Source organism: Pseudomonas sp. R11F (assembly GCF_050312575.1).
Lineage (GTDB): Bacteria > Pseudomonadota > Gammaproteobacteria > Pseudomonadales > Pseudomonadaceae > Aquipseudomonas > Aquipseudomonas palleroniana.
The window spans coordinates 239642-263586 of record NZ_JBNPJU010000020.1; the positions used below are offsets into that span (position 1 = coordinate 239642).

A 23945-nucleotide genomic window follows, 5' to 3' on the forward strand; every position below is an offset into this window, starting at 1 on the left:
TCCGCCCTGGAGCAAGCCATGCAAGACCTCGATCCCGTCGAAACCCAGGAATGGCTGGACGCCCTGGAATCGGTTCTCGACAAAGAAGGCGAAGACCGTGCTCACTACCTGATGACCCGTATGGGCGAACTCGCGACCCGCAGCGGCTCGCAACTGCCTTACGCCATCACCACGCCATACCGCAACACCATCCCCGTTACCCACGAAGCACGCATGCCTGGCGACCTGTTCATGGAACGCCGCATTCGCTCGCTGGTACGTTGGAACGCCATGGCGATGGTAATGCGCACGAACTTGAAAGATTCGGACCTGGGCGGTCACATCTCCAGCTTCGCTTCCAGCGCGACCCTGTATGACATCGGCTTCAACTACTTCTTCCAGGCCCCGACCGACGAGCACGGCGGCGACCTGATCTACTTCCAGGGCCACACCTCCCCAGGCGTCTACGCCCGTGCGTTCATGGAAGGCCGCATCACCGAAGAACACATGAACAACTTCCGCCAGGAAGTGGACGGTAACGGCCTGTCGTCGTACCCGCACCCATGGCTGATGCCTGATTTCTGGCAGTTCCCGACGGTATCCATGGGCCTGGGCCCGATCCAGGCGATCTACCAGGCACGTTTCATGAAGTACCTGGAAGCCCGTGGCTTCATCCCTGAAGGCAAGCAGAAAGTCTGGTGCTTCCTGGGTGACGGCGAGTGTGACGAGCCGGAATCCCTGGGTGCCATCTCCCTGGCCGGCCGCGAGAAGCTGGACAACCTGATCTTCGTCATCAACTGCAACCTGCAGCGCCTCGACGGCCCGGTTCGCGGCAACGGCAAGATCATCCAGGAACTCGAAGGCGTGTTCCGCGGTGCTCAGTGGAACGTGACCAAGGTCATCTGGGGCCGTTTCTGGGACCCACTGCTGGCCAAGGACGTCGACGGCATCCTGCAGCGTCGCATGGACGAAGTCATCGACGGCGAGTACCAGAACTACAAAGCCAAAGACGGCGCGTTCGTGCGTGAACACTTCTTCAACACGCCTGAACTCAAGGCGATGGTTGCCGACTTGTCCGACGACGAGATCTGGAAACTCAACCGTGGCGGCCACGACCCGTACAAGGTCTACGCGGCGTACCACGAAGCGGTCAACCACAAGGAACAACCGACCGTCATCCTGGCCAAGACCATCAAGGGTTATGGCACCGGTGCCGGCGAAGCGAAAAACACCGCGCACAACACCAAGAAAGTCGATGTCGACAGCCTGAAGCTGTTCCGCGACCGCTTCGACATTCCAGTAAAAGACGAAGAGCTGGAAAACCTGCCGTTCTTCAAGCCGGAGCCGAACAGCGCCGAAGCTCGTTACCTGAGCGAGCGCCGCGCCGCACTGGGTGGTTTCGTGCCACAGCGCCGCGCCAACAGCTTCAGCGTACCGACGCCAGACCTCAGCACCCTCAAGGCTATCCTTGACGGTTCGGGCGACCGTGAAATCTCCACCACCATGGCCTTCGTGCGTATTCTGGCGCAGCTGGTCAAGGACAAGGACATCGGCCCGCGCATCGTCCCGATCATCCCGGACGAAGCCCGTACCTTCGGTATGGAAGGCATGTTCCGTCAGTTGGGCATCTACTCCTCCGTCGGCCAGCTCTACGAGCCAGTCGATAAAGACCAGGTGATGTTCTACAAGGAAGACAAGAAGGGCCAGATCCTCGAAGAAGGCATCAACGAAGCGGGCGCCATGAGCTCCTTCATCGCTGCCGGTACTTCGTACTCCAGCCACAACCAGCCAATGCTGCCGTTCTACATCTTCTACTCGATGTTCGGCTTCCAGCGTATCGGCGACCTGGCCTGGGCGGCCGGCGACAGCCGTACCCGTGGTTTCCTGATCGGCGGCACTGCCGGCCGGACCACGCTGAACGGCGAAGGCCTGCAACACGAAGACGGTCACAGCCACATCCTGGCTGCCACCATCCCGAACTGCCGCACCTTTGATCCAACCTACGGCTATGAGCTGGCGGTGATCATCCAGGACGGCATGAAGAAGATGACCGAAGAGCAGCAGGACGTTTTCTACTACATCACCGTGATGAACGAGTCCTACCAGCAGCCAGCCATGCCGGCCGGCGTGGAGGAAGGCATCATCAAGGGCATGTACCTGCTCGAAGAAGACACCAAGGAAGCAGCGCACCACGTACAACTGATGGGCTCCGGCACCATCCTGCGTGAAGTGCGTGAAGCGGCGAAGATCCTGCGTGAAGAGTTCAACGTCGGCGCCGACGTGTGGAGCGTTACCAGCTTCAACGAACTGCGTCGCGATGGACTGGCCGTAGAACGTCACAACCGCCTGCATCCTGGCCAGAAGCCACAGCGCACCTTCGTTGAAGAGTGCCTGACCGGCCGTAAAGGCCCGGTGATCGCTTCGACCGACTACATGAAACTGTACGCTGAACAAATTCGCCAGTGGGTCCCGTCCAAGGAATTCAAAGTCCTGGGCACCGACGGTTTCGGCCGCAGTGACAGCCGCAAGAAGCTGCGTCACTTCTTCGAAGTCGACCGTCACTTCGTGGTGTTGGCAGCCCTGGAAGCCTTGGCTGACCGTGGTGAGATCGAACCCAAGGTAGTGGCTGACGCTATCGTCAAGTTCGGGATCAACCCGGAAAAACGCAACCCACTGGACTGCTGAGGAGATTTTTTGTGAGCGAACTCATTCGCGTACCTGACATCGGCAGCGGTGAAGGTGAAGTAATCGAGCTGTTTGTGAAGGTCGGCGACAAGGTTGAAGCCGACCAGAGCATCCTGACCCTGGAATCGGACAAGGCGAGCATGGAAATCCCTGCTCCCAAGGCCGGCGTGGTCAAGAGCCTGAAAGTTAAGCTGGGCGACCGCCTGAAAGAAGGCGACGAACTGCTGGAGCTGGAAATCGAAGGTGCCGCTGATGCGGCCCCAGCGGCGGCTCCTGCTGCCGCTGCCGCGCCAGCGCCTGCTGCTGAAAAACCTGCTGTCGAGGCCGCCCCGGCCCCGGCTGCTGCACCCGCCGCCGCCAGCGTCCAGGACATTCATGTGCCGGACATCGGCTCGTCGGGCAAGGCCAAGATCATCGAGCTGCTGGTCAAGGTCGGCGATACCGTCGAAGCCGACCAGTCGCTGATCACCCTGGAGTCCGACAAGGCCTCCATGGAAATCCCTTCGCCGGCTGCCGGCGTCGTGGAAAGCATCGCGGTCAAGCTGGAAGACGAAGTCGGCACCGGTGACTTCATCCTCAAACTGAAAGTACAAGGCGCGGCGCCTGCTGCCGCACCAGCACCGGCTGCCGCTCCGGCCGCCAAGGCTGAAGCGGCTCCGGCCGCCGCCGCCCCTGCGCCTGCGGCAAAAGCCGAGGCCGCTGCGGCCCCTGCTGCTGTCGCACCCGCGCCAAGCGGTGCCAAAGTTCATGCCGGCCCTGCGGTACGTCAGCTGGCTCGTGAGTTCGGCGTTGAGCTGAGTGCTGTGTCGGCCAGCGGCCCTCACGGCCGTGTGCTGAAGGAAGACGTGCAGGCTTACGTCAAAGCCATGATGCAAAAAGCCAAGGAAGCTCCGGCCGCAGGCGGCGCTACCGGTGGTTCGGGCATTCCGCCGATCCGCACCGTGGACTTCAGCCGCTTCGGCGAAATCGAAGAAGTGCCGATGACCCGCCTGATGCAGATCGGCGCGGCAGGTCTGCACGCCAGCTGGCTGAACATTCCGCACGTGACTCAGTTCGACCAGGCCGATATCACCGACCTGGAAGCTTTCCGCGTTGCGCAGAAAGCCGTGGCCGAAAAAGCCGGCGTGAAACTGACCGTGCTGCCGCTGCTGCTCAAGGCTTGCGCGCACCTGCTCAAGGAACTGCCGGACTTCAACAGTTCGCTGGCCCCGAGCGGTAAAGCGATCATCCGCAAGAAATACGTACACATTGGCTTTGCCGTCGATACTCCGGATGGCCTGCTGGTACCGGTCATCAAGAACGTCGACCAGAAGAGCCTGCTGCAACTTGCTGCTGAAGCGGCTGCGCTGGCGGCCAAGGCCCGCGACAAGAAGCTCACCCCAGACGATATGCAAGGTGCGTGCTTCACCATCTCCAGCCTCGGTCACATTGGCGGCACTGGCTTCACGCCAATCGTCAACGCGCCGGAAGTGGCGATCCTGGGCGTGTCCAAGGCGACTATCCAGCCTGTGTGGGACGGTAAAGCGTTCCAGCCGAAGCTGATGCTGCCTCTGTCGTTGTCCTACGATCACCGTGTGATCAACGGCGCCGCGGCTGCACGCTTCACTCAGCGCCTGAGCCAGTTGCTGAACGACATCCGCACCATCCTGCTGTAAGCCTCACGGGCCTCCCTGTTACCAGGGAGGCCTGGCTGCACCGATTTCCGAGCGCCACGCTCGTACCTCAACCCCGCCACTTGGCGGGGCTTTTTTTGGGCTCTTGTTGCATAGCCAGAACAGGTTTGTACACCTTCTATCAGCCCGATTGCAGAAATCCCCCGTGCGGCCGATAACAGCCATATAGCACTTAGCCTTCATCCTCTCTTGTCAGTGCGTGCTGCATGATGCAACCTTGCCGCAGGCGACAGTAAAGAGGGCGTGAGCCCGGTGCAGTGCGCATTTTCCCAAGCGAGTTTCCCCCCATGAAAAGCCAACCCGATGTCGCCCGAATGGCGGCCGAGGTAGTGACGCAATTACCGGTGCCTTCGCGCCTCGGCATGCTGCGTTTCGAGCGGCTTAATGAGGCAAGCTGGGCCATGCTTTACCTCGACCCCAATTGCGAACGCCAATTCGGCCTGCCGGCGGTCGAGTTGTGCGCCCTGCTCGGCACCCCCTACGCCAGCCTGATGGAACCCCAGGCGCGCTATCAGTTGCACGATGCGATCCAGCAGCAACTGAGCCAGAGCCCCCATTACCTGGTGCGCTACACCTTGCACACCCACGATGGGCCGCTGAGCCTGCTGGAAATGGGCGAGGCCTACAAGCAACACAATCGTCACTTGCTGCGTGGCTACCTCATGGTGGTCGACGGCCTTTTCAGTGAAGTACCGACTTTTGCCCCGACTGCCGACCTGGAAAACCAGAACAGCCGCCTGCAAATCGCCCTGGAACTCAACCAGCGTGCGCAACAGGAACAATTGCAGCACCTGGAACGGGTACGCGCCCAGCAGGAACTGATCCTGCTGCTGGCGCGCCAGCGCTACAGCACGCCTAACTCGCTGCAGGAAGCCGCCGAGCTGATCACCCGCAGTGCCTGCGATATCTACCAGGTCGATTGCGCCAGTATCTGGAACCTCGAAGGCCAGCGCCTGGTGCCGATCTCGGCGTATCACCGCATTGACCAACAACACCACCTGCCCGAGGCGATCGACGCCAGCGGTTTCCCGGACTACCTGGAAGCCCTGCACAGCAGCCGTGCCATCGACGCCACCCATGCGATGCGCGATCCACGCACGCGTGAAATGGCCGACCACCTGCGCGCCAAGGACATCTACGCGATGCTTGACGCGAGCATCCGCGTCGATGGCCATGTCGTCGGCGTGTTGTGCCTGGAACAGAGCGGTCGAGCACGCGACTGGCAGTCCGATGAGATCGCCTTTGCCGGCGAACTGGCCGACCAGTTCGCCCACGTGATCAACAACCACAACCGTCGCGCCGCCACCAGCGCGCTGCATTTATTCCAGCGGGCAGTGGAGCAAAGTGCCAACGCCTTCTTGCTGGTCAATTGCGATGGTGTGGTGGAGTACGTCAACCCCAGCTTTACCGCGATTACCCAGTACAGCGCCGAAGAAGTCCACGGCCATCGCCTGGCGCAACTGCCGGCGCTGGAGAACCTCAGCGAGTTGCTGTTCGACGCCCCGTCAAGCCTGGCCAAGAGCAACAGCTGGCAAGGCGAATTCAAGAGCCGGCGCAAGAACCTGGAACCCTACTGGGGCCAACTGTCGATTTCCAAGGTGTATGGCGACAACCGCGAACTGACCCACTACATCGGCATCTACGAAGACATCACCCAGACCAAGCTGGCCCAGCAGCGTATCGAGCGCCTGGCCTACACCGATAACCTGACCAACCTGGGCAACCGCCCGGCGTTTATCCGCAACCTGGATGAGCGCTTCGCCCGGGACAGCGACAGCCCTATCAGCCTGTTGCTGGTGGACATCGACAACTTCAAGCGGATCAACGACAGCCTCGGCCACCAGACCGGCGACAAACTGCTGATCAGCCTGGCCCGGCGCCTGCGTAACAGCTTGAGTGCCGGCGGCAGCCTGGCGCGCTTTGCCAGTAACGAGTTTGCGGTGCTGCTGGACGATGCCGACCTGGAGACGGGCCAGCAGGTCGCCAGCCAACTGCTGACGACCCTCGACAAGCCCATGTTCGTCGACAACCAATTGATCAGTATCACCGGCTCGGTGGGGCTGGCCTGTGCGCCACTGCATGGCCGCGACCCGCAGACCCTGATGCGCAACGCCGGCCTGGCCTTGCACAAAGCCAAGGCCAACGGCAAACACCAGGTGCAAGTGTTTACCGAGGCGCTGAACGCCGAGGCCAGCTACAAGCTGTTCGTGGAAAACAACCTGCGCCGCGCCCTGACTCAGAACGAGCTGGATGTGTTCTACCAGCCCAAGCTGTGCCTGCGCAGCGGCCGCCTGCTGGGCATGGAAGCGCTGCTGCGCTGGAACCATCCGGAAAAGGGCATGATCCGTCCCGACCAGTTCATCAGCGTGGCCGAAGAGACCGGGCTGATCATCCCCATCGGCAAATGGATCGCCCGCCAGGCCTGCCGCATGAGCAAGCAATTGAGCGCCGCCGGCATGGGCAACTTGCAGGTGGCGATCAACCTGTCGCCCAAACAGTTTTCCGACCCGGACCTGGTGGCGTCGATCGCCACGATCCTCAAGGAAGAACAGCTGCCGGCGAATCTGCTGGAGCTTGAACTGACCGAAGGCCTGCTGCTGGAGGCCACTGAAGACACGCGCCTGCAACTGGACCAGTTGAAGAGCTTCGGCCTGACCCTGGCCATGGACGACTTCGGCACCGGTTACTCGTCGCTGAGCTACTTGAAAAAATTCCCCATCGACATCATTAAGATCGATCGCAGCTTTATCCACGAAATCCCGGACAACCAGGACGACATGGAAATCACCTCGGCGGTGATCGCCATGGCCCACAACCTCAAGCTCAAGGTGGTGGCCGAAGGTATCGAGACCGCCGAACAACTGGCGTTCCTGCGTCGGCATCGCTGCGATGTGGGCCAGGGCTACCTGTTCGACCGGCCGATCCCTGGCTCAGAGCTGATGAAGATGCTTAAACGCTACCCGCGCGGGCCAATCGCCTGACAGCGATGTAACACTCGGGCACACTGACTGTCTGAATTCTTACCTAACTCAATCTGACTGAGAGGACTGATCATGGTCTTGCGCTCGGAAATTCTGGTGAACAAAAACGTGCTGCCTACTCAAGAACAAGCTTTGCCCGGCCGTGAAACCCCAATGGCGCTGCCGGACACCCACTTCGTCAACGGCAACCCGCTGCTGGGCCCATTCCTCGACGACGTCGGGTTCGCCATCTTCGGCCTGGGTTGCTTCTGGGGCGCCGAGCGCAAGTTCTGGCAGCGCGATGGCGTGGTCAGCACGGTGGTCGGTTATGCCGGTGGCTACACGCCGAACCCGACCTATGAAGAAGTCTGCTCTGGCCTGACCGGCCACAGCGAAGTGGTGTTGGTGGTGTATGACCAAGCCAAGGTGAAATACGAAGACTTGCTGAAGATGTTCTGGGAACTGCACAACCCGACCCAGGGCATGCGCCAGGGCAACGACATCGGCAGCCAGTACCGCTCGGTGATCTACGCCACCACGCCTGAGCAACTGGCAGCGGCCAAAGCCAGTGCGCAAGCCTATCAGGCCGAACTGACCAAGGCCGGCCTGGGTGAAATCACCACGGAGATCGAAGAAGCACCGACGGTGTACTTCGCCGAGGCGTATCACCAGCAGTATCTGGCAAAGAACCCGCAGGGGTATTGCGGCATCGGCGGCACCGGCGTGACCTGCCCGATCTGACCCTAACCCTGAACTTGTAGTGAGCGGGCTTGCCCCGCGCTGGGTGGCGCAGCCGCCCCAAACCCAGGCACCTCGGTCCTGCTGAAACACCGCGGCGTCCTTGTTGGGGCGGCTACGCCGCCCAGCGCGGGGCAAGCCCGCTCACTACAATCAGCAGTTACTCGGCAATAAGCCAATCCATCTGCCACCCGCCCTGGGTCTGGCCAAGCTTCTTGGACAGCCATGGCAGCAGCTCACGCAATTCCTCCTCCAAGCCCCACGGCGGGTTGGCGATCGCCAGGCCCGAGCCGGTCAGGGTGTTGGGCGTGTCCAGCGGATGCACCAGCAATTCCACACGCAGCAACTTCGGCGCACCGGTACCGGCCAGGTCCTGGTAGAAACGGCGCAACATGCGCTGGTCTTTCACCGGATACCAGATGGCCGCAACGGTCTGACGCATGCGGCCCACCGCCTCTTTGAGGGAAGCCGCGCAGCGTTGCATCTCGTCGAGTTTTTCGAACGGCGGGTCGATCAGCATCAGCGCACGCTTTTCCGGCACGGGCAGCAAGGCACGCGGAACATGCCAGCCCTCGCCCAGGTGCACCTTCACACGACGATCACCCTTCATGTTGTCCTTGAGCAACACGCCATCGTCCGGGTGCTTTTCATTGAGCAGCACACGATCCTGCGGGCGCGTGAGACGCCGCGCCAGCTCCGGTGAACCCGGGTAGTAACGCAATTGGCCGTCCGGGTTCATCTCGTGCAATACGCGCATGTAATCGGCGGTCAGTGGCGGCAGGTCGCTTTCACCCCACAGGCGGGCGATGCCTTCCAGGTATTCACCGGTGCGGTTGGCCTGGTCGCCTTGCAGGTCGTACAGACCAATGCCGGCGTGAGTGTCGAGGTAGGCGAACGGCTGTTCCTTGCGCGACATCAGGGCGATGAGGCGGGTCAAGGTCAGGTGTTTGAAGACATCGGCATGGTTGCCGGCGTGAAAGGCGTGACGATAATTCATGGTTGCTCCTGCGCAGGGGGCGAAGTTTACCTTCTACGTGAGCAAAGGTGCAGGGCTGCGTGTCGGGCGACGCTTATGCCGCAAACACAGGAGGCCGGCTGAAAAAAATCTAAATGGTGTGGCCAGGGTGGATTTATTGTGGCGATCCGTTCTCCAGGGAGGTCAATAACAATCATGAAAGACGCCACCATCGCGCTGCATCACGGCTTCAAGTCCGACCCGACCACCAAGGCCGTCGCCGTGCCGATCTATCAGAATGTCGCTTTCGAATTCGACAACGCCCAGCACGGCGCCGACCTCTTCAACCTCGACGTGCCCGGCAATATCTACACGCGCATCATGAACCCCACCAACGATGTGTTGGAGCAACGTATCGCCGCCCTCGAAGGCGGCATCGCGGCGTTGGCGGTGTCGGCCGGCAGTGCCGCCATCCACTATGCAATCCAGACCCTCACCCGCGCCGGCGACAATATTGTCACCACCCCGCAGCTCTACGGCGGCACCTATACCCTGTTCGCCCACTTGCTGCCGAGTTTTGGGGTCGAGGTCCGTTTTGCCCGCGATGACAGCGCCGCGGCCATCGCAGAACTGGTCGACGTCGATACCAAGCTGGTCTACTGCGAGAGTATCGGCAACCCGGCGGGCAACATCGTCGACCTCGAAGCCCTGGCAGCGGTGGCCCACGCCCGTGGCGTACCGCTGATGGTGGATAACACAGTGGCTACGCCGATCCTGTGCAAGCCGATCCAGTTCGGCGCCGACATCGTCGTGCACTCAGTGACCAAATACATCGGCGGCCATGGCAATTCCCTGGGCGGCGTAATCGTCGACAGCGGTACCTTCCCCTGGACCCGATACCCCGAAAAATTCCCCGGGCTCAACAACCCTGAGCCGGCCTATCACGGCGTGGTCTACACCGAAAAATTCGGCCCGGCCGCCTTCATTGCCCGCGCCCGCACCGTGCCCCTGCGCAACACCGGCGCAGCGCTGGCGCCGATGAATGCGTTCCTGCTGCTGCAAGGCCTGGAAACCCTGGCCCTGCGCATGGAGCGCCACACTGAGAATGCCCTCAAGGTCGCGCAATTCCTTCAAGGCCATGCTGCGGTGGAATGGGTCAGTTACGCCGGGCTGCCGGACCACCCGCATTTCGCTTTGGCGCAAAAATACCTGCAAGGCAAACCCTCGGCGATCCTCTCCTTCGGCTTGAAGGGTGGCTTTGATGCCGGTGTACGCTTCTACGACGCCCTGCAGATCTTCAAGCGCCTGGTGAATATCGGCGACGCGAAGTCCCTGGCCTGTCATCCGGCATCCACCACCCATCGGCAGATGAATGAACACGAGCAAGCCAAGGCCGGAGTAAAGCCCGAGATGATCCGCCTGTCGGTGGGTATCGAGGCGATTGACGACCTGATCGACGATCTGCAGCAGGCGCTGGGTTCAACTCAACTCTGAGGCGAGGTAATCGGCCAGCGCTGCGGGGCTGATCGTCGGCCTGCGCGCCCAGTAGGCGACCTTGTGCTGCAAGGTCGTCGGCGTAAACCCGGCGTGCAGGTCGGGGCGCTGTTCTTCGAGCCATTGCAGCAGGTTGTCGACCAGGGTTTGCGGGGATTGTTCTGCCACATGCGCCAATAGAGGTGCAGGCACTCGCCACCAGGGGCTGGTCTTGGCAACCGTGACCGCACCAGGCGCAACCGTCAGCGGCCGGCCATTGATCAGATACCGCTGGAACACCGGCAATACCCTCCCCGCGTCATCGCCCAGGCCCTGCACAACCGGCAGAAACTGAGCACCATCCCAAAAACGCAAGAACACCACCTGGCCGTCGGGCAGATAGACCTTGGTCAGGCTTTGCAGATGGGCAATCACGATGTCGAGCGAGCTGGACGACACCGCCAACCAGCCCCAATCCATAGCGTCAGTGGTTGCGACCCAATCGAGAAAGGCACTGCCCGGCTCGACGATACCGACATGAGGCATGACCTCATCCCACTCGGCATAGGCGGTGCCTGCCCAGATCGATTGGGGCAGCATCCCGCCGCCCATGGCTTGCCAGTGGCCAAAGGGTCTGGCATCGCTGGTACCACTCAAGATGGCGAAGATCCGCTCATCAGCCTGCAGGGGGTGTTGTGTGATCCAGGCATTGGGGGTCAGCAGCTTGTTCATCGCGGTAAACTCCTTTCAGGTTAGGCTCAGCCACTGTGTCGAGGGATTTCACACTGGCCATGCTTGCAGCGCTCACACTCCTCGCAGAACGGCGCGCTGCGTTTCAGGCTGGCCACTTGAGCGCGACTCAACGGAGCGGGTATTACCGCCAGCAGCGTTGCCTTTATGCCCGGTAGCAACGGCGCAACAGCGGGAACCGGCGCCCCGCCAAGCTGGATCGGCACACTGCTGAATATGCCGCCCGCTGAAACCGTGATCGATTGGCCGCCCGCCTGAATCGTCACGCTGGCACCGGCATCGATCACGACACTCTGCCCGGCGCCGATCTGAACGGTCCGCCCAGCCTGTATTTGCTGCGAACCACCGACCACCAGATGATCATCCTGCTTGAGTTCAGTCAGGCGGTTACCGTGGGTGATGCGCTGCTCTTCGCCCTGCAATTCATGGTGCGACTCGCCGCCCACCGTTATCCGGCGCAGGTTATCCACCTGCACCTGCTGATCATGCAGCACATGCTCAGTCCAGTCCCGCTGGGCGCGCAGGTAGATCTCCTCGGCCCCCTTGCGGTCTTCGATACGCAGTTCGTTGTAGCCACCCCCGCCTGGGCTGCTATGGCTGCGCAAGATACTGCGGGTCTTGTCCGCCGGCAGTTCGAGGGGCACCGGCGTCGCCGCGTTGGGCAGGCAACCCATGACCACCGGCATATCCAGGTCGCCATTGACGAAGCCCACCAGCACCTCCATGCCGACCCGCGGGATCAGCACCGAGCCATAACGATCATGCGCCCAGGCACTGGCCACCCTCAGCCAGCAGCTGGAGTGGTCGTTGTGTTCTCCCGTACGATCCCAGGCCATTTGCACTTTGACCCGGCCATACTCGTCGCAATGGATTTCGCTGTCGTCAGGCCCGGTGACCACCGCATGCTGATACCCGGAAATACTCGGGCGTGGCTGCTCCGGCAGCGGCGGCCGGAAAATCACGTCCCAGGGTGCCGCCCTGAATTCATTGCGATACCCCTGGCGCAAATCCCCGCCTGCCACCTCGACCACCGCTTCCTCAAGCACCTGGGGCTGCCTGCCTTCGTGCGTGACCCGCGTCACCAGCCACAGGTCGTTCCAGTCGTCACGAGGGTGCCCGCTCAATTTGAGGAAACGGCCACTGACCAACGCCGGCTCATCAGCTTGGCCATGGGCGACGCGGTAGTCGCTGCGATGCCGCTCCAGCCTCTGCTGCGTCAGGCATTTGCCATGGGAACGGTCGGAAAATTGGCCGGGAAAACCCTGCTCCAGCAGCCGAGGAAGCTGCTCGCCAGCCACTTCACTCTCCAACGTCAGGCGTGGTTTACGGAAGTCGTAGTCGCGCAGGCTGACCGCAGTAGTGCGGGTTTCCAATTGCACGGTCATGCGCCTGACCACCGGCGTATCCGCCACCATTCCGGAACCGGGCATGTAAGCGGTGGACTGTTCGGCCTGGGTAAACACCGTCTGGTCATCACCGAACACCAGCAGGTGCCCTGCGGGCGAATGCTGGAAGTGATAGTGAATGCCCAACTCGGCGCACAACCGCTGGATGAATGCCAGGTCGGTCTCACCAAACTGCACGCAGTACTCACGCGCAGGGTAGGTACCGCTGAGTTGGAATTTGAACCGGTCACTCTGGATACCCTGCACCTCCAGCACTTGCGCAACGATCTGCGGCACTGTCAGGTGCTGGAAGATGCGCTGGTGACTGCTGTGTTTCAGGTACGCCAGTTGCGGCACCAGGCTGACCTGATAACGCGTGAGACGCCGCCCGGAGTCACCCTGTGCCACCCGGTAAACCAGGCCGTGGACGCCATGCCCCTGGTCATCAAACCCGAGATACACCTGACGATGCAGCAGACTTTCCAGGTCGAGATCAGGTTGCTCGCTGACCAGTTCAAGGTTGAAACGGTAGGGCTGGCTGATGGCTTCGGTCCCCTTGAACTCCAAGACCTTGAGCTCACAGGGCTCCCCATCAAGGGTGAGGGTAAAAGCACTTTGATTAGCAGGAGCGAACATCCGGTGTTTCTCTGCGGGAAGTAGGCGGCCGATTCTGCACCACTGTTCTACCCCGCTGAGCACAGCCTGGATAAATCAGTAAAGCCCTACATGTACACGCCCGAATCTTCTTCGACCCTGCGAAAATCACGCGCAAAAAAAGGCCCGCCATCCGTAGGACGCGGGCCTCTTTTTCAACTCAGCGCTGGCTCAACATCTGACGAATCACTTGTTGAGGTTGTAGTCTTTTTCCGCAGCATTAAAACGCTCGACCATGCCTGCGGTCGGTGCGCCCAGCTTGCTCACGAAGTAGATCGCGAGGCTGGCGAAGATAAAGCCCGGGATGATTTCGTACAGGCCGAGCAGGCTGAAGTGTTTCCATACGATGACGGTGATCGCACCAACCAGGATACCGGCCAGTGCGCCGTTGCGGGTCATGCCTTTCCAGATCACCGAGATCAGTACCACAGGCCCGAATGCTGCGCCGAAACCGGCCCAGGCATAGCTCACCAGGCCCAGCACGCGGTTGTCCGGGTTGGCGGCCATGGCGATGGCGATCAGGGCCACCAGCAGCACCATGGCACGGCCGACCCAGACCAGTTCCAGCTGGGACGCATTTTTACGCAGGAAGGTCTTGTAGAAGTCTTCGGTCAAGGCGCTGGAGCACACCAGCAACTGGCAGCTCAGGGTACTCATCACCGCCGCGAGGATGGCCGACAGCAATACACCGGCAATCCATGGGTTGAACAGCAGCTTGGCCAACTCGATGAACACACGCTCGTGGTTCTCGGTCACTGGACCTGCCACCTCCGGATGCGCCGAGAAGTAAGCGATACCGAAAAAGCCCACCGCCACGGTGCCACCCAGGCACAGGATCATCCAGGTCATGGAGATGCGACGCGCCTTGGCGATCGACTTCACCGAATCGGCCGCCATGAAACGCGCGAGGATATGCGGCTGGCCGAAGTAGCCCAGGCCCCAACCCATCAGCGAAATGATGCCAATGAAGGTGGTGTTCTTCAGCATATTGAAGTTGTCGGGATTCTTGGCTTCGATGGCCAGGAAGGTGGTGTCGACGCCACCGGTGGCCAGCAGCACGATGATCGGCGTGAGGATCAACGCAAAAATCATCAGCGTGGCTTGCACGGTGTCAGTCCAGCTGACGGCCAGAAAACCACCGACAAAGGTGTAGGCAATGGTCGCCGCAGCGCCGGCCCACAGGGCGGTTTCGTAGGACATGCCAAACGTGCTTTCGAACAGGCGGGCACCAGCCACGATGCCGGACGCGCAATAGATGGTGAAGAACACCAGGATCACTACCGCAGAGATGATCCGCAGCAAGCCGCTTTTATCTTCGAAACGGCTGGAGAAATAGTCCGGCAGGGTCAGGGCATCGCCGTTGTGTTCGGTTTGTACGCGCAGGCGACCGGCCACGAACAGCCAGTTCAGGTAAGCACCGACGATCAGGCCGATGGCGATCCAGCTTTCCGAGAGGCCCGACATGTAGATCGCGCCCGGCAAACCCATCAACAACCAGCCGCTCATGTCGGAAGCGCCGGCCGACAGAGCCGTCACCACGCTACCGAGGCTGCGACCGCCAAGGATGTAATCGGAAAGGTTGTTGGTGGAGCGATAGGCCATGAAGCCGATCAGTACCATTGCTGCGATGTAGATCACGAACGTGATCAGGGTTGGATTGCTAACGCTCATAAGAGTGACGCCCTGGCTTTGTTTTTATGTAGCGGCGGTCTGTCAGACGGCTACCCAGTGTTAACCGGGTAGACGAAACTGCGTGCCGCGCATTTATGACTGGCGTTTCCCCAGGAAAGCCGCCAGCCGATGAACCGAACCTTGGAGGTGGTTGCACCTTGGTCGCGAATGCTATGCAACAAAGCAAATAAGGTGCAACCAGTTTCGCGAGAATAAGTTGCACCCAGACATGTATTACGCCAAACACCGCGTTTTTGCTCCCTTTCGGAGCAAAAACAGCCGACATCATAATAAAACGCACCAAGAAGAAGCGAATTCCGCTGAGGGCCGATTTTTTTCTCAAGAACCTTCAAAAATTTCCTGAACAAAAGGGTTGCACCCGGTTGCACCTCCTCATGGGCAAAGCTAATCTTGGCGCCAGCAGATGCCACTCGGTAGTGGCACCCATGAGGATAAAAAGATGGCAACGACCACCCTTGGGGTCAAACTCGACGACCCGACCCGCGAACGCCTGAAGGCTGCCGCGACCTCCATTGATCGCACGCCGCACTGGCTGATCAAGCAGGCGATTTTCAATTACCTGGAGAAACTCGAGGGTGGTGCAACCCTGACCGAGCTCAATGGCTTGGGCAGCAAGGACGCTGAAGAGGCCGGCGAGATCCAGACCGATCACGCCCACCAGTGCTTCCTGGAGTTCGCCGAAAGTATCCTGCCGCAGTCGGTACTGCGTGCGTCGATCACCGCCGCTTACCGCCGTCCGGAACCGGAAGTGGTACCCATGCTGATCGAGCAGGCACGCCTGCCGGCGCCGATGGCCGAAGCCACCAACAAACTGGCCGCCTCGATTGCCGAAAAGCTGCGCAATCAGAAGAGTGCCGGCGGCCGTGCCGGTATTGTTCAGGGCCTGCTGCAAGAATTTTCCCTGTCGTCCCAGGAAGGCGTGGCCCTGATGTGCCTGGCCGAAGCGTTGTTGCGCATCCCGGACAAGGGCACCCGTGACGCGCTGATCCGCGACAAGATCAGCACCGGCAACTGGCAGCCGCACCTGGGCAACAGCCCGTCGCTGTTCGTCAACGCCGCCACCTGGGGCCTGCTGCTGACCGGCAAACTGGTCTCCACCCACAATGAAGCCGGCCTGACTTCATCCCTGAGCCGCATCATCGGCAAGAGCGGCGAACCGATGATCCGCAAGGGCGTCGACATGGCCATGCGCCTGATGGGCGAGCAGTTCGTCACCGGCGAGACCATCGCCGAAGCCCTGGCCAATGCGAGCAAGTTCGAAGCCAAGGGCTTCCGTTACTCCTACGACATGCTCGGCGAAGCCGCACTCACCGAGCACGACGCCCAGAAATACCTGGCCTCGTACGAACAAGCTATCCATTCCATCGGCAAGGCGTCTCACGGCCGTGGGATTTATGAAGGTCCAGGCATCTCCATCAAGCTTTCGGCCCTGCACCCGCGTTACAGCCGCGCTCAGTACGAGCGTGTGATGGACGAGCTGTACCCGCGCCTGCTGTCGCTGACCCTGCTCGCCAAGCAATACGATATAGGCCTGAATATCGACGCCGAAGAAGCCGACCGCCTCGAGCTGTCCCTGGACCTGCTGGAACGCCTGTGTTTCGAGCCGCAACTGACCGGCTGGAACGGTATCGGTTTTGTGATCCAGGCCTACCAGAAGCGTTGCCCGTATGTGATTGACTACGTTATCGACCTGGCGCGCCGCAGCCGCCATCGCCTGATGATCCGCCTGGTGAAAGGCGCGTACTGGGACAGCGAGATCAAGCGCGCCCAGGTCGAGGGCCTGGAAGGCTACCCGGTGTACACCCGCAAGGTGTACACCGACGTTTCCTACATCGCCTGCGCACGCAAGCTGCTGTCGGTACCGGAAGTCATCTACCCGCAGTTCGCTACGCACAACGCTCATACACTGTCGGCCATCTACCATATCGCCGGTCAGAACTATTACCCTGGCCAGTACGAGTTCCAATGCCTGCACGGCATGGGCGAGCCGCTGTACGAACAGGTTGTGGGCAAGGTTGCCGATGGCAAGCTGAACCGTCCGTGCCGCGTGTACGCACCGGTCGGCACCCACGAAACGCTGCTGGCTTACCTGGTACGTCGCCTGTTGGAAAACGGCGCCAATACCTCCTTCGTCAACCGCATCGCCGATCAGTCGATCTCGATTCAGGAGCTGGTGGCTGATCCCGTGGCCAGCATCGAGCAAATGGCCACACTGGAAGGCGGTTTCGGCCTGCCGCACCCACGCATTCCGTTGCCACGCGACCTGTATGGCAGCGACCGCGCCAACTCCGCCGGCATCGACTTGGCCAACGAACATCGCCTGGCGTCGCTGTCCTGCGCCCTGCTGGCCACGGCCCACAACCACTGGAAAGCCGCGCCGATGCTCGGTTGCGCTTCCAGCGAGCAAGCGACGACGCCGGTGCTGAACCCCGCCGACCTGCGCGACGTCGTCGGCCAGGTCCAGGAAGCCACCGTTGCAGACGTCGATAACGCCATCCAGTGCGCGATCAACGCCGGTCCGATCTGGCAGGCCACTCCGCCTGCCGAACGTGCCGCGATCCTGGAACGTGCCGCCGACCTGATGGAAAGCGAGATCCAGCCGCTGATGGGGCTGCTGGCCCGCGAAGCCGGCAAGACCTTCGCCAACGCCATCGCCGAAGTGCGCGAGGCCGTGGATTTCCTGCGGTATTACGCGGTGCAGGCACGCAACGATTTCACCAACGACGCCCACCGCCCATTGGGCCCGGTGGTGTGTATCAGCCCGTGGAACTTCCCGCTGGCCATCTTCAGTGGCCAAGTTGCCGCCGCACTGGCGGCGGGTAACCCGGTACTGGCCAAGCCTGCCGAGCAAACCCCGCTGGTGGCCGCACAAGCCGTGCGCATCCTGCTGGAAGCCGGCATTCCTGAAGGTGTGCTGCAACTGCTGCCCGGTCAGGGCGAAAGCGTGGGCGCCCGCCTGGTGGGTGATGATCGCGTCAAAGGCGTGATGTTCACCGGTTCCACCGAAGTGGCGCGCCTGCTGCAACGCAATGTCGCCGGCCGCCTGGACACCCAGGGACGCCCGATCCCGCTGATCGCCGAAACCGGTGGCCAGAACGCGATGATCGTCGATTCCTCAGCCTTGACCGAACAAGTGGTCATCGACGTGGTGTCCTCGGCCTTCGACAGTGCCGGTCAACGTTGCTCGGCCCTGCGCGTACTGTGCCTGCAGGAAGATTCGGCAGACCGCGTCATCGAAATGCTCAAAGGCGCCATGGCTGAATGCCGTCTGGGCAACCCGGAACGCCTGTCGGTGGATATCGGCCCGGTGATCGACGCCGAAGCCAAGGCCGGCATCGAGAAACACATCCAGGCCATGCGCGACAAAGGCCGCAACGTGTACCAAGTGGCCATCGCCGACGGCGAAGAGATCAAACGCGGCACCTTCGTGATGCCGACCCTGATCGAGCTGGAAAGCTTCGACGAACTGCAACGCGAGATCTTCGGCCCGGTGCTGCACGTGGTGCGCTACAAGCGCAAGGAAATCGACCAGCTCATCGGCCAGATCAACGCTTCGGGCTACGGCCTGACCCTGGGCGTGCATACCCGTATCGACGAGACCATCGCCAAGGTGATCGACAACGTCAATGCCGGTAACGTCTACGTCAACCGCAATATCGTCGGCGCCGTGGTCGGCGTGCAACCGTTCGGCGGCGAAGGCCTGTCGGGCACCGGCCCGAAAGCCGGTGGCCCGCTGTACCTGTACCGCCTGCTGTCGACACGTCCGACCGATGCGATCGAACAATCCTTCGTGCGTGGCGATGCACTGGCCGCACCGGATGTGCGCCTGCGCGATGCCATGAGCCAACCGCTGACCGCCCTGAAAACCTGGGCCGACAGCAATAAGTTCAGCGAACTGAGCGCCCTGTGCACTCAATTCGCCGCGCAGTCGCAAAGCGGTATCACCCGCCAACTGGCCGGCCCGACCGGCGAGCGCAACAGCTACGCCATCCTGCCTCGCGAACACGTGCTGTCGCTGGCGGAGGTGGAAGGTGATTTGCTTACTCAACTGGCGGCGGTATTGGCGGTAGGCGGTTCGGCGGTATGGCCGGAAACTGGCCTGACCAAGGCCTTGTTCCCACGCCTGCCGAGGGAGATTCAGGCGAAGATCAAGCGCGTGGCCGACTGGACCAAGGACGAAGTCGTATTCGACGCCGTTCTGCACCACGGCGACTCCGACCAACTGCGTGCGGTGTGCCAGCAAGTGGCCCAGCGTGGCGGCGCGATTGTCGGGGTGCAGGGTTTGTCGCAGGGTGAGACGGCGATTGCGCTGGAGCGCCTGGTGATCGAACGTGCATTGAGCGTCAACACTGCGGCGGCAGGCGGTAACGCCAGCCTGATGACCATTGGTTAACTGACCCAACAGGGTCAGAAGTGTGGGAGCGGGCTTGCTCGCGAATGCGCAATGTCAGTCAACATCTCATCGACTGACACGCTGCTATCGCGAGCAAGCCCGCTCCCACATTGGCTCCGCGCTTCTCTCACCCTTGCGCGTTCTGCCCCTCCATCACCCAAATCAATCTTGCTATCCAGCCTCCATTCGCGCACTTAGACTCAGGCCAATTCCTCTAAAGGTAACCCGCCATGTCCGAGTCGCTGCTCAGTTCCCGCAACCTGGCTTTCGAGCTGTATGAAGTCCTCGATGCCGAGGGCCTGACCCAGCGTGAGCGGTTTGCCGAACACACCCGCGAGACGTTCGACGCCGCCATCAGCACGGCGCGAAACATCGCTGAAAAGTACTTTGCCCCCCATAACCGCAAGAACGATGAAAACGAGCCGCGCTATGCAGACGGCGCGGCAGTTCTGATTCCGGAAGTGAAGCCCGCAGTGGATGCCTTCCTCGAAGCCGGCTTTCTCAATGCCGCCCGTAGCTTCGAAGCCGGCGGCATGCAACTGCCCACTCTGCTGTCTCAAGCCTGTTTCGCGCACTTTCAGTCAGCCAACGCGGCATCGACGTCCTACCCGTTCCTGACCATGGGCGCCGCCAACCTGATCGAAAGCTTCGGTACCGAAGAACAGAAACAGCGCTTTCTGCAGCCGATGATCGACGGCCGCTTCTTCGGCACCATGGCCCTCACCGAGCCCCACGCCGGCTCGTCGCTGTCGGATATCCGTACACGTGCAGAACCTGCCGCCGATGGCACTTATCGACTCAAGGGCAATAAGATTTTCATCTCCGGCGGCGACCACCCGTTGTCGGAAAACATTGTGCACATGGTGCTGGCCAAGCTGCCGGATGCGCCGCCAGGGGTGAAAGGCATTTCGCTGTTTATCGTGCCCAAGTTCCTGGTCAACGACGATGGCAGCCTCGGCGCGCGCAACGATGTGCTGCTGGCCGGGCTGTTTCACAAAATGGGCTGGCGCGGCACCACTTCCACTGCGCTCAACTTCGGCGATAACGGCAACTGTGTCGGTTATCTGGTGGGCAAACCGCACCAGGGCCTGAGCTGCATGTTTCAGATGATGAATGAGGCACGCATCGGTGTCGGCATGGGCGCCGTGATGCTCGGGTACGCCGGTTACTTGTACTCACTGGAATATGCGCGTGAGCGCCCGCAGGGCCGCCTGCCCGATAGCAAAGATCCTACGACAGCACCGGTCTCGATCATCCAGCACGCCGACATCAAGCGCATGCTGCTGACCCAAAAGTCCTACGTGGAAGGCGCGTTCGACCTTGGCCTCTACGCCGCACGGCTATTTGACGACACCACCACCCTGGAGACCGAGGCCGAGCGCAAGCAAGCCCACGAGCTGCTGGACCTGCTCACGCCCATCGTCAAATCCTGGCCGTCGGAGTTTTGCCTCAAGGCTAATGAACTGGCGATCCAGATTCTCGGGGGCCACGGCTACACCCGTGAATACCCGGTTGAGCAGTATTACCGCGACAACCGTCTGAACCCGATCCACGAAGGGACCCATGGCATTCAGTCCCTGGACTTGCTCGGGCGTAAATTGGCGCAGAACGGTGGTGCGGGTCTCAAGCAGTTGATTCGATTGATCGCCGAGACGGGCGCACGGGCACAAGCCTATCCGTCACTGAACGCATTGCGTGAGCCACTGGAACACCTGGTCAACCGCTTGCAAAGCGTGACGATCGGCCTGCTGACGGATCTGGCCCAAGGCAAGGTCAACAGCAGCCTGGCGAACTCGGCGCTGTACTTGAAAGTGTTCGGGCATACGGTGATTGGCTGGCGCTGGCTGGAACAGGCGATACGCGCCGAGGAAGGGCTGGCCAGGGGGAATGCGGCCGACGTCGCCTTCTATAAAGGCAAGCTCCAGGCTGCCCGGTACTTCCTGACCTGGGAAGTGCCGAGCTGCCATCATGAACTGGCGATTCTGGAGGCACGCGACGATACGTGCCTGGGGATGCAGGATGACTGGTTCTAGGGCTGGATGGCCTTGGAAATCACTTCGACCGTGGCGCTGACTTGCTCTTGGTAACGGTCGAGCTCCTGCTGGTGACGCTGTTGCATTTCGATCTGCTCGGCGCACAGGTTCAGCGCGGCCAGTACCAATAACTTGTCACCGATCAGGGTCGGGTACTTTTTCTTGGTGGTGGCCAACGAGGCCTTGAGCAGGGTCACGGCGTGCATCAGGGTTTGGTCTTCCCCGGCCGGAGCCTTGATCGAGTAATCCTCTCCGAGAATCGAAACGACCTTTATCCCTTCATTCATGCGCTGACAGGCCCTGCGCTCACACGCTCAACCAACGCCTGGATGCGAGCGGCGGTGGCGCCGTGCTTTTCTTCCTGTTCCATCAGGCTCAGTTGCAGGCTGTCGTTTTCATCCTTGGCGCGGGCCAGTTCCGCCTTGAGGGACTCGTTGCTGCCCAGCAGGTCCTGGTTCTGCTGTACAAGGTCGCTGACCAATTGTTCCAATTGACTGAGAGATGCTTCTAACATTTTGATTTCTCGGGCTTTTAAAAGGGCGGTGACGATAAAGAAAATTCACCTCGGATGCCAGGCTTATCCCCGGCGCGCAGCCCGTTTTTTAAGGGCCGGGCCGCACTTTCGGAGCCTTAGTGACTGCAATTCCCCCATCTGGTTCCTGAATCGGTTTAACCCCTCGTCCGATGCGACAAAAGCGCGCACGCCCTTAAGACTTTAGTCGCATGGCCGATAGCCGATGCATACCCGTCTCAAGACCGCATGGATCGCGCTTCTTCCCAGGATTCCCGCATGTCTCTCCGTAATATGAATATCGCTCCGAGGGCCTTCCTCGGCTTCGCGTTTATTGGCGCACTGATGTTGTGTCTGGGCGTGTTCGCCTTGAACCAGATGAGCAAGATCCGCGCAGCCACCGAAGCCATCACCCTGAGCAGCGTGCCGAGCATCCGCGCCCTGGACGAGTTCACCCAACTGACCCTGCGCCTGCGAGTGCTGTCGTACCGCCTGCTGACTAACCGCGAGCCGGACGTGCAGCAAAAGACCCTGGATGCCTTCGACCTGCGCAATCAGCAGATCCGCACAGCCCAGGCCGTCTACGAAAAGCTGATCAGCAGCCCTGAAGAACGCAATGCCTACGAGGAGTACGTACGCCTGCTGGGCCAGTACCACCAGATTGAAGAACGCATGAAGAGCCTGTCGCGCGCCAACCAGATCGAAGCCCTGCGCGACCTGCTGAACACGCAATTGCTGGACAACTCCGAGCAGGTCAATGCCGTGTTGACCCGCCTGCTGGACATCAATAACAACGATGCCAATGCCGCCAACCTGCAAGCCAAAAACCAGTACGACATGGCCTTTGACCTGGTAGTGGGCCTGCTGATCATCGCCACGGGGCTGACGCTGTTGTTCGCCTGGTTGCTGACCCGCAGCATCACCGTGCCGATTTCCCAGGCTCTGGAAGCGGCCGAAGAAGTGGCTGAAGGCAACCTGACCCGCCCGATCAAGGTCGACGGCAACGACGAAGCCGGCCGCCTGCTGGCCGCCATGGCCAAGATGCAGGACAAGTTGCGCGACACCTTGCAACGCATCGCCGGCTCCGCCACCCAGCTGGCGTCCGCCGCCGAAGAACTGAACGCCGTCACCGACGAAAGCGCTCGCGGCCTGACCCAGCAGAACAACGAAATCGAACAGGCCGCCACTGCCGTCAACGAGATGACCAGCGCCGTCGAAGAAGTCGCGCGTAATGCGGTCAGCACCTCGGAGGCCTCGCGCAACGCCACCACGTCGGCCGGCGACGGGCGTGATCTGGTACAGGAAACCGTCAGTGCCATCGAACGCATGAGCAGCGACGTGCAAGCCACCGCCACCCTGATTGGCGAGCTGGCCAACGAATCGCGTGACATCGGCAAGGTGCTGGATGTGATTCGCGGCCTGGCCGACCAGACCAACCTGCTGGCCTTGAACGCGGCGATTGAAGCGGCGCGTGCCGGTGAAGCCGGTCGTGGCTTCGCCGTGGTCGCCGATGAAGTGCGGGCGCTGGCCCACCGCACTCAGCAATCGACCAGTGAGATCGAACGGATGATCGGCAGCATTCAGACCGGCACCGGGCATGCGGTGGACTCGATGCGTAACAGCACCGAACGCGCAGAATCCACGCTGAACATTGCCAAAGGGGCAGGCATGTCCCTGGACACTATCAACACCGCGATCATCGAGATCAACGAGCGCAACCTGGTGATCGCCAGCGCAGCGGAAGAACAGGCACAGGTGGCGCGTGAAGTGGACCGTAACCTGGTGAACATTCGTGATCTGTCGGTGCAGTCGGCGACCGGTGCCAGCCAGACCAGTACGGCGAGCAGTGAGTTGTCGCGCCTGGCAGTGGATTTGAACGGGATGGTGAGCCGTTTCCGCCTCTGACTGGACACCACTGGCTTGAAAATGTGGGAGAGGGCAAGCCCTAATGCCAGTGAGTTAAATGGTGGAATGTAGAACACATCATCTGTAGTGAGCGGGCTTGCCCCGCGCTGGGTGGCGCAGCCGCCCCGAACCCAGGCACCTCGGTCCTTCTGAAATACC

The 23945-nt window shown here is 61.1% G+C and carries 13 protein-coding genes and 2 pseudogenes; 9 read left to right on the forward strand and 6 right to left on the reverse strand.

Annotated elements, in window-relative coordinates:
* The first annotated feature begins 18 nt into the window (after nucleotides 1–18).
* The 4 genes from aceE to msrA all read left to right on the forward strand — a co-directional run bounded on the left by aceE (nucleotide 19) and on the right by msrA (nucleotide 8038).
* Complete coding sequence (gene aceE, locus ACQRBV_RS06810; RefSeq protein WP_090367216.1) at nucleotides 19–2664, forward strand: pyruvate dehydrogenase (acetyl-transferring), homodimeric type; 2646 nt, start codon at nucleotides 19–21, stop codon at nucleotides 2662–2664.
* Nucleotides 2665–2675: 11 nt separating this feature from the next.
* Nucleotides 2676–4319: a dihydrolipoyllysine-residue acetyltransferase gene (aceF, locus tag ACQRBV_RS06815; protein WP_090367218.1), complete on the forward strand. Its 1644-nt coding sequence runs from the start codon at nucleotides 2676–2678 to the stop codon at nucleotides 4317–4319.
* A 305-nt stretch (nucleotides 4320–4624) separates the two neighbouring features.
* Entirely contained in the window at nucleotides 4625–7318 is a 2694-nt protein-coding gene (locus ACQRBV_RS06820; protein ID WP_104995336.1) for a putative bifunctional diguanylate cyclase/phosphodiesterase, read from the forward strand.
* Between the two features lie 72 nt (nucleotides 7319–7390).
* On the forward strand, nucleotides 7391–8038 hold the full coding sequence (gene msrA, locus ACQRBV_RS06825; RefSeq protein WP_090367222.1) for a peptide-methionine (S)-S-oxide reductase MsrA: 648 nt from the start codon (nucleotides 7391–7393) through the stop codon (nucleotides 8036–8038).
* Between the two features lie 157 nt (nucleotides 8039–8195).
* On the opposite strand, the gene ACQRBV_RS06830 is transcribed toward msrA, so the two are convergent.
* Nucleotides 8196–9032, reverse strand: coding sequence for a 23S rRNA (adenine(2030)-N(6))-methyltransferase RlmJ (locus ACQRBV_RS06830; RefSeq protein WP_060755160.1), 837 nt, complete (start codon nucleotides 9030–9032; stop codon nucleotides 8196–8198).
* Nucleotides 9033–9206: 174 nt separating this feature from the next.
* Here ACQRBV_RS06830 and ACQRBV_RS06835 point away from each other — a divergent pair, with 174 nt between their 5' ends.
* Nucleotides 9207–10484 (forward strand): O-acetylhomoserine aminocarboxypropyltransferase/cysteine synthase family protein, encoded by a 1278-nt coding sequence (locus tag ACQRBV_RS06835; protein WP_104995335.1) that lies wholly within the window; start codon nucleotides 9207–9209, stop codon nucleotides 10482–10484.
* On the opposite strand, the gene ACQRBV_RS06840 is transcribed toward ACQRBV_RS06835, so the two are convergent.
* From ACQRBV_RS06840 to putP, 3 genes are all read right to left on the reverse strand, one after another.
* Nucleotides 10470–11195 (reverse strand): DUF4123 domain-containing protein, encoded by a 726-nt coding sequence (locus ACQRBV_RS06840; RefSeq protein ID WP_161547741.1) that lies wholly within the window; start codon nucleotides 11193–11195, stop codon nucleotides 10470–10472. The two genes, ACQRBV_RS06835 and ACQRBV_RS06840, sit on opposite strands and share 15 nt — an antisense overlap.
* A gap of 26 nt (nucleotides 11196–11221) precedes the next feature.
* Entirely contained in the window at nucleotides 11222–13234 is a 2013-nt protein-coding gene (locus ACQRBV_RS06845; protein ID WP_411985069.1) for a type VI secretion system tip protein VgrG, read from the reverse strand.
* Nucleotides 13235–13438: 204 nt separating this feature from the next.
* The gene (gene putP, locus ACQRBV_RS06850; protein ID WP_060755164.1) at nucleotides 13439–14923 is read right to left on the reverse strand and encodes a sodium/proline symporter PutP; all 1485 of its coding nucleotides are present in this window, start codon (nucleotides 14921–14923) and stop codon (nucleotides 13439–13441) included.
* A 460-nt stretch (nucleotides 14924–15383) separates the two neighbouring features.
* On the opposite strand from putP, the gene putA reads away from it, so the two are divergent.
* Both putA and ACQRBV_RS06860 read left to right on the forward strand, forming a co-directional pair.
* Nucleotides 15384–19337 (forward strand): trifunctional transcriptional regulator/proline dehydrogenase/L-glutamate gamma-semialdehyde dehydrogenase, encoded by a 3954-nt coding sequence (gene putA / locus ACQRBV_RS06855; RefSeq protein WP_411985068.1) that lies wholly within the window; start codon nucleotides 15384–15386, stop codon nucleotides 19335–19337.
* 230 nt (nucleotides 19338–19567) lie between these two features.
* Nucleotides 19568–21370, forward strand: coding sequence for an acyl-CoA dehydrogenase (locus tag ACQRBV_RS06860; protein ID WP_411985067.1), 1803 nt, complete (start codon nucleotides 19568–19570; stop codon nucleotides 21368–21370).
* Here the strand turns inward: ACQRBV_RS06860 and ACQRBV_RS06865 are convergent.
* Entirely contained in the window at nucleotides 21367–21657 is a 291-nt protein-coding gene (locus tag ACQRBV_RS06865; RefSeq protein WP_060755167.1) for a cell division protein ZapA, read from the reverse strand. The two genes, ACQRBV_RS06860 and ACQRBV_RS06865, sit on opposite strands and share 4 nt — an antisense overlap.
* Complete coding sequence (locus ACQRBV_RS06870) at nucleotides 21654–21884, reverse strand: hypothetical protein (RefSeq protein ID WP_058423524.1); 231 nt, start codon at nucleotides 21882–21884, stop codon at nucleotides 21654–21656. Before ACQRBV_RS06870 ends, ACQRBV_RS06865 begins: the two co-directional genes overlap by 4 nt.
* A gap of 342 nt (nucleotides 21885–22226) precedes the next feature.
* Between ACQRBV_RS06870 and ACQRBV_RS06875 the strand changes: the two are divergent.
* A pseudogene (locus ACQRBV_RS06875) lies at nucleotides 22227–22883 on the forward strand (MCP four helix bundle domain-containing protein); the annotation flags it as partial.
* Nucleotides 22884–23186: 303 nt separating this feature from the next.
* Nucleotides 23187–23786: pseudogene (locus tag ACQRBV_RS06880) on the forward strand (methyl-accepting chemotaxis protein); the annotation flags it as partial.
* Between the last annotated feature and the right edge of the window lie 159 nt (nucleotides 23787–23945).

What these genes read in the sequence shown, in the direction of transcription:
- ACQRBV_RS06865 (WP_060755167.1), bottom strand. Translation starts at nt 21,657, where the DNA reads ATGAATGAAGGGATAAAGGTCGTTTCGATTCTCGGAGAGGATTACTCG.
- putA (WP_411985068.1), top strand. Translation starts at nt 15,384, where the DNA reads ATGGCAACGACCACCCTTGGGGTCAAACTCGACGACCCGACCCGCGAA.
- ACQRBV_RS06840 (WP_161547741.1), bottom strand. Translation starts at nt 11,195, where the DNA reads ATGAACAAGCTGCTGACCCCCAATGCCTGGATCACACAACACCCCCTG.
- ACQRBV_RS06830 (WP_060755160.1), bottom strand. Translation starts at nt 9,032, where the DNA reads ATGAATTATCGTCACGCCTTTCACGCCGGCAACCATGCCGATGTCTTC.
- ACQRBV_RS06835 (WP_104995335.1), top strand. Translation starts at nt 9,207, where the DNA reads ATGAAAGACGCCACCATCGCGCTGCATCACGGCTTCAAGTCCGACCCG.
- ACQRBV_RS06870 (WP_058423524.1), bottom strand. Translation starts at nt 21,884, where the DNA reads ATGTTAGAAGCATCTCTCAGTCAATTGGAACAATTGGTCAGCGACCTT.
- ACQRBV_RS06845 (WP_411985069.1), bottom strand. Translation starts at nt 13,234, where the DNA reads ATGTTCGCTCCTGCTAATCAAAGTGCTTTTACCCTCACCCTTGATGGG.
- msrA (WP_090367222.1), top strand. Translation starts at nt 7,391, where the DNA reads ATGGTCTTGCGCTCGGAAATTCTGGTGAACAAAAACGTGCTGCCTACT.
- ACQRBV_RS06860 (WP_411985067.1), top strand. Translation starts at nt 19,568, where the DNA reads ATGTCCGAGTCGCTGCTCAGTTCCCGCAACCTGGCTTTCGAGCTGTAT.
- putP (WP_060755164.1), bottom strand. Translation starts at nt 14,923, where the DNA reads ATGAGCGTTAGCAATCCAACCCTGATCACGTTCGTGATCTACATCGCA.
- ACQRBV_RS06820 (WP_104995336.1), top strand. Translation starts at nt 4,625, where the DNA reads ATGAAAAGCCAACCCGATGTCGCCCGAATGGCGGCCGAGGTAGTGACG.
- aceE (WP_090367216.1), top strand. Translation starts at nt 19, where the DNA reads ATGCAAGACCTCGATCCCGTCGAAACCCAGGAATGGCTGGACGCCCTG.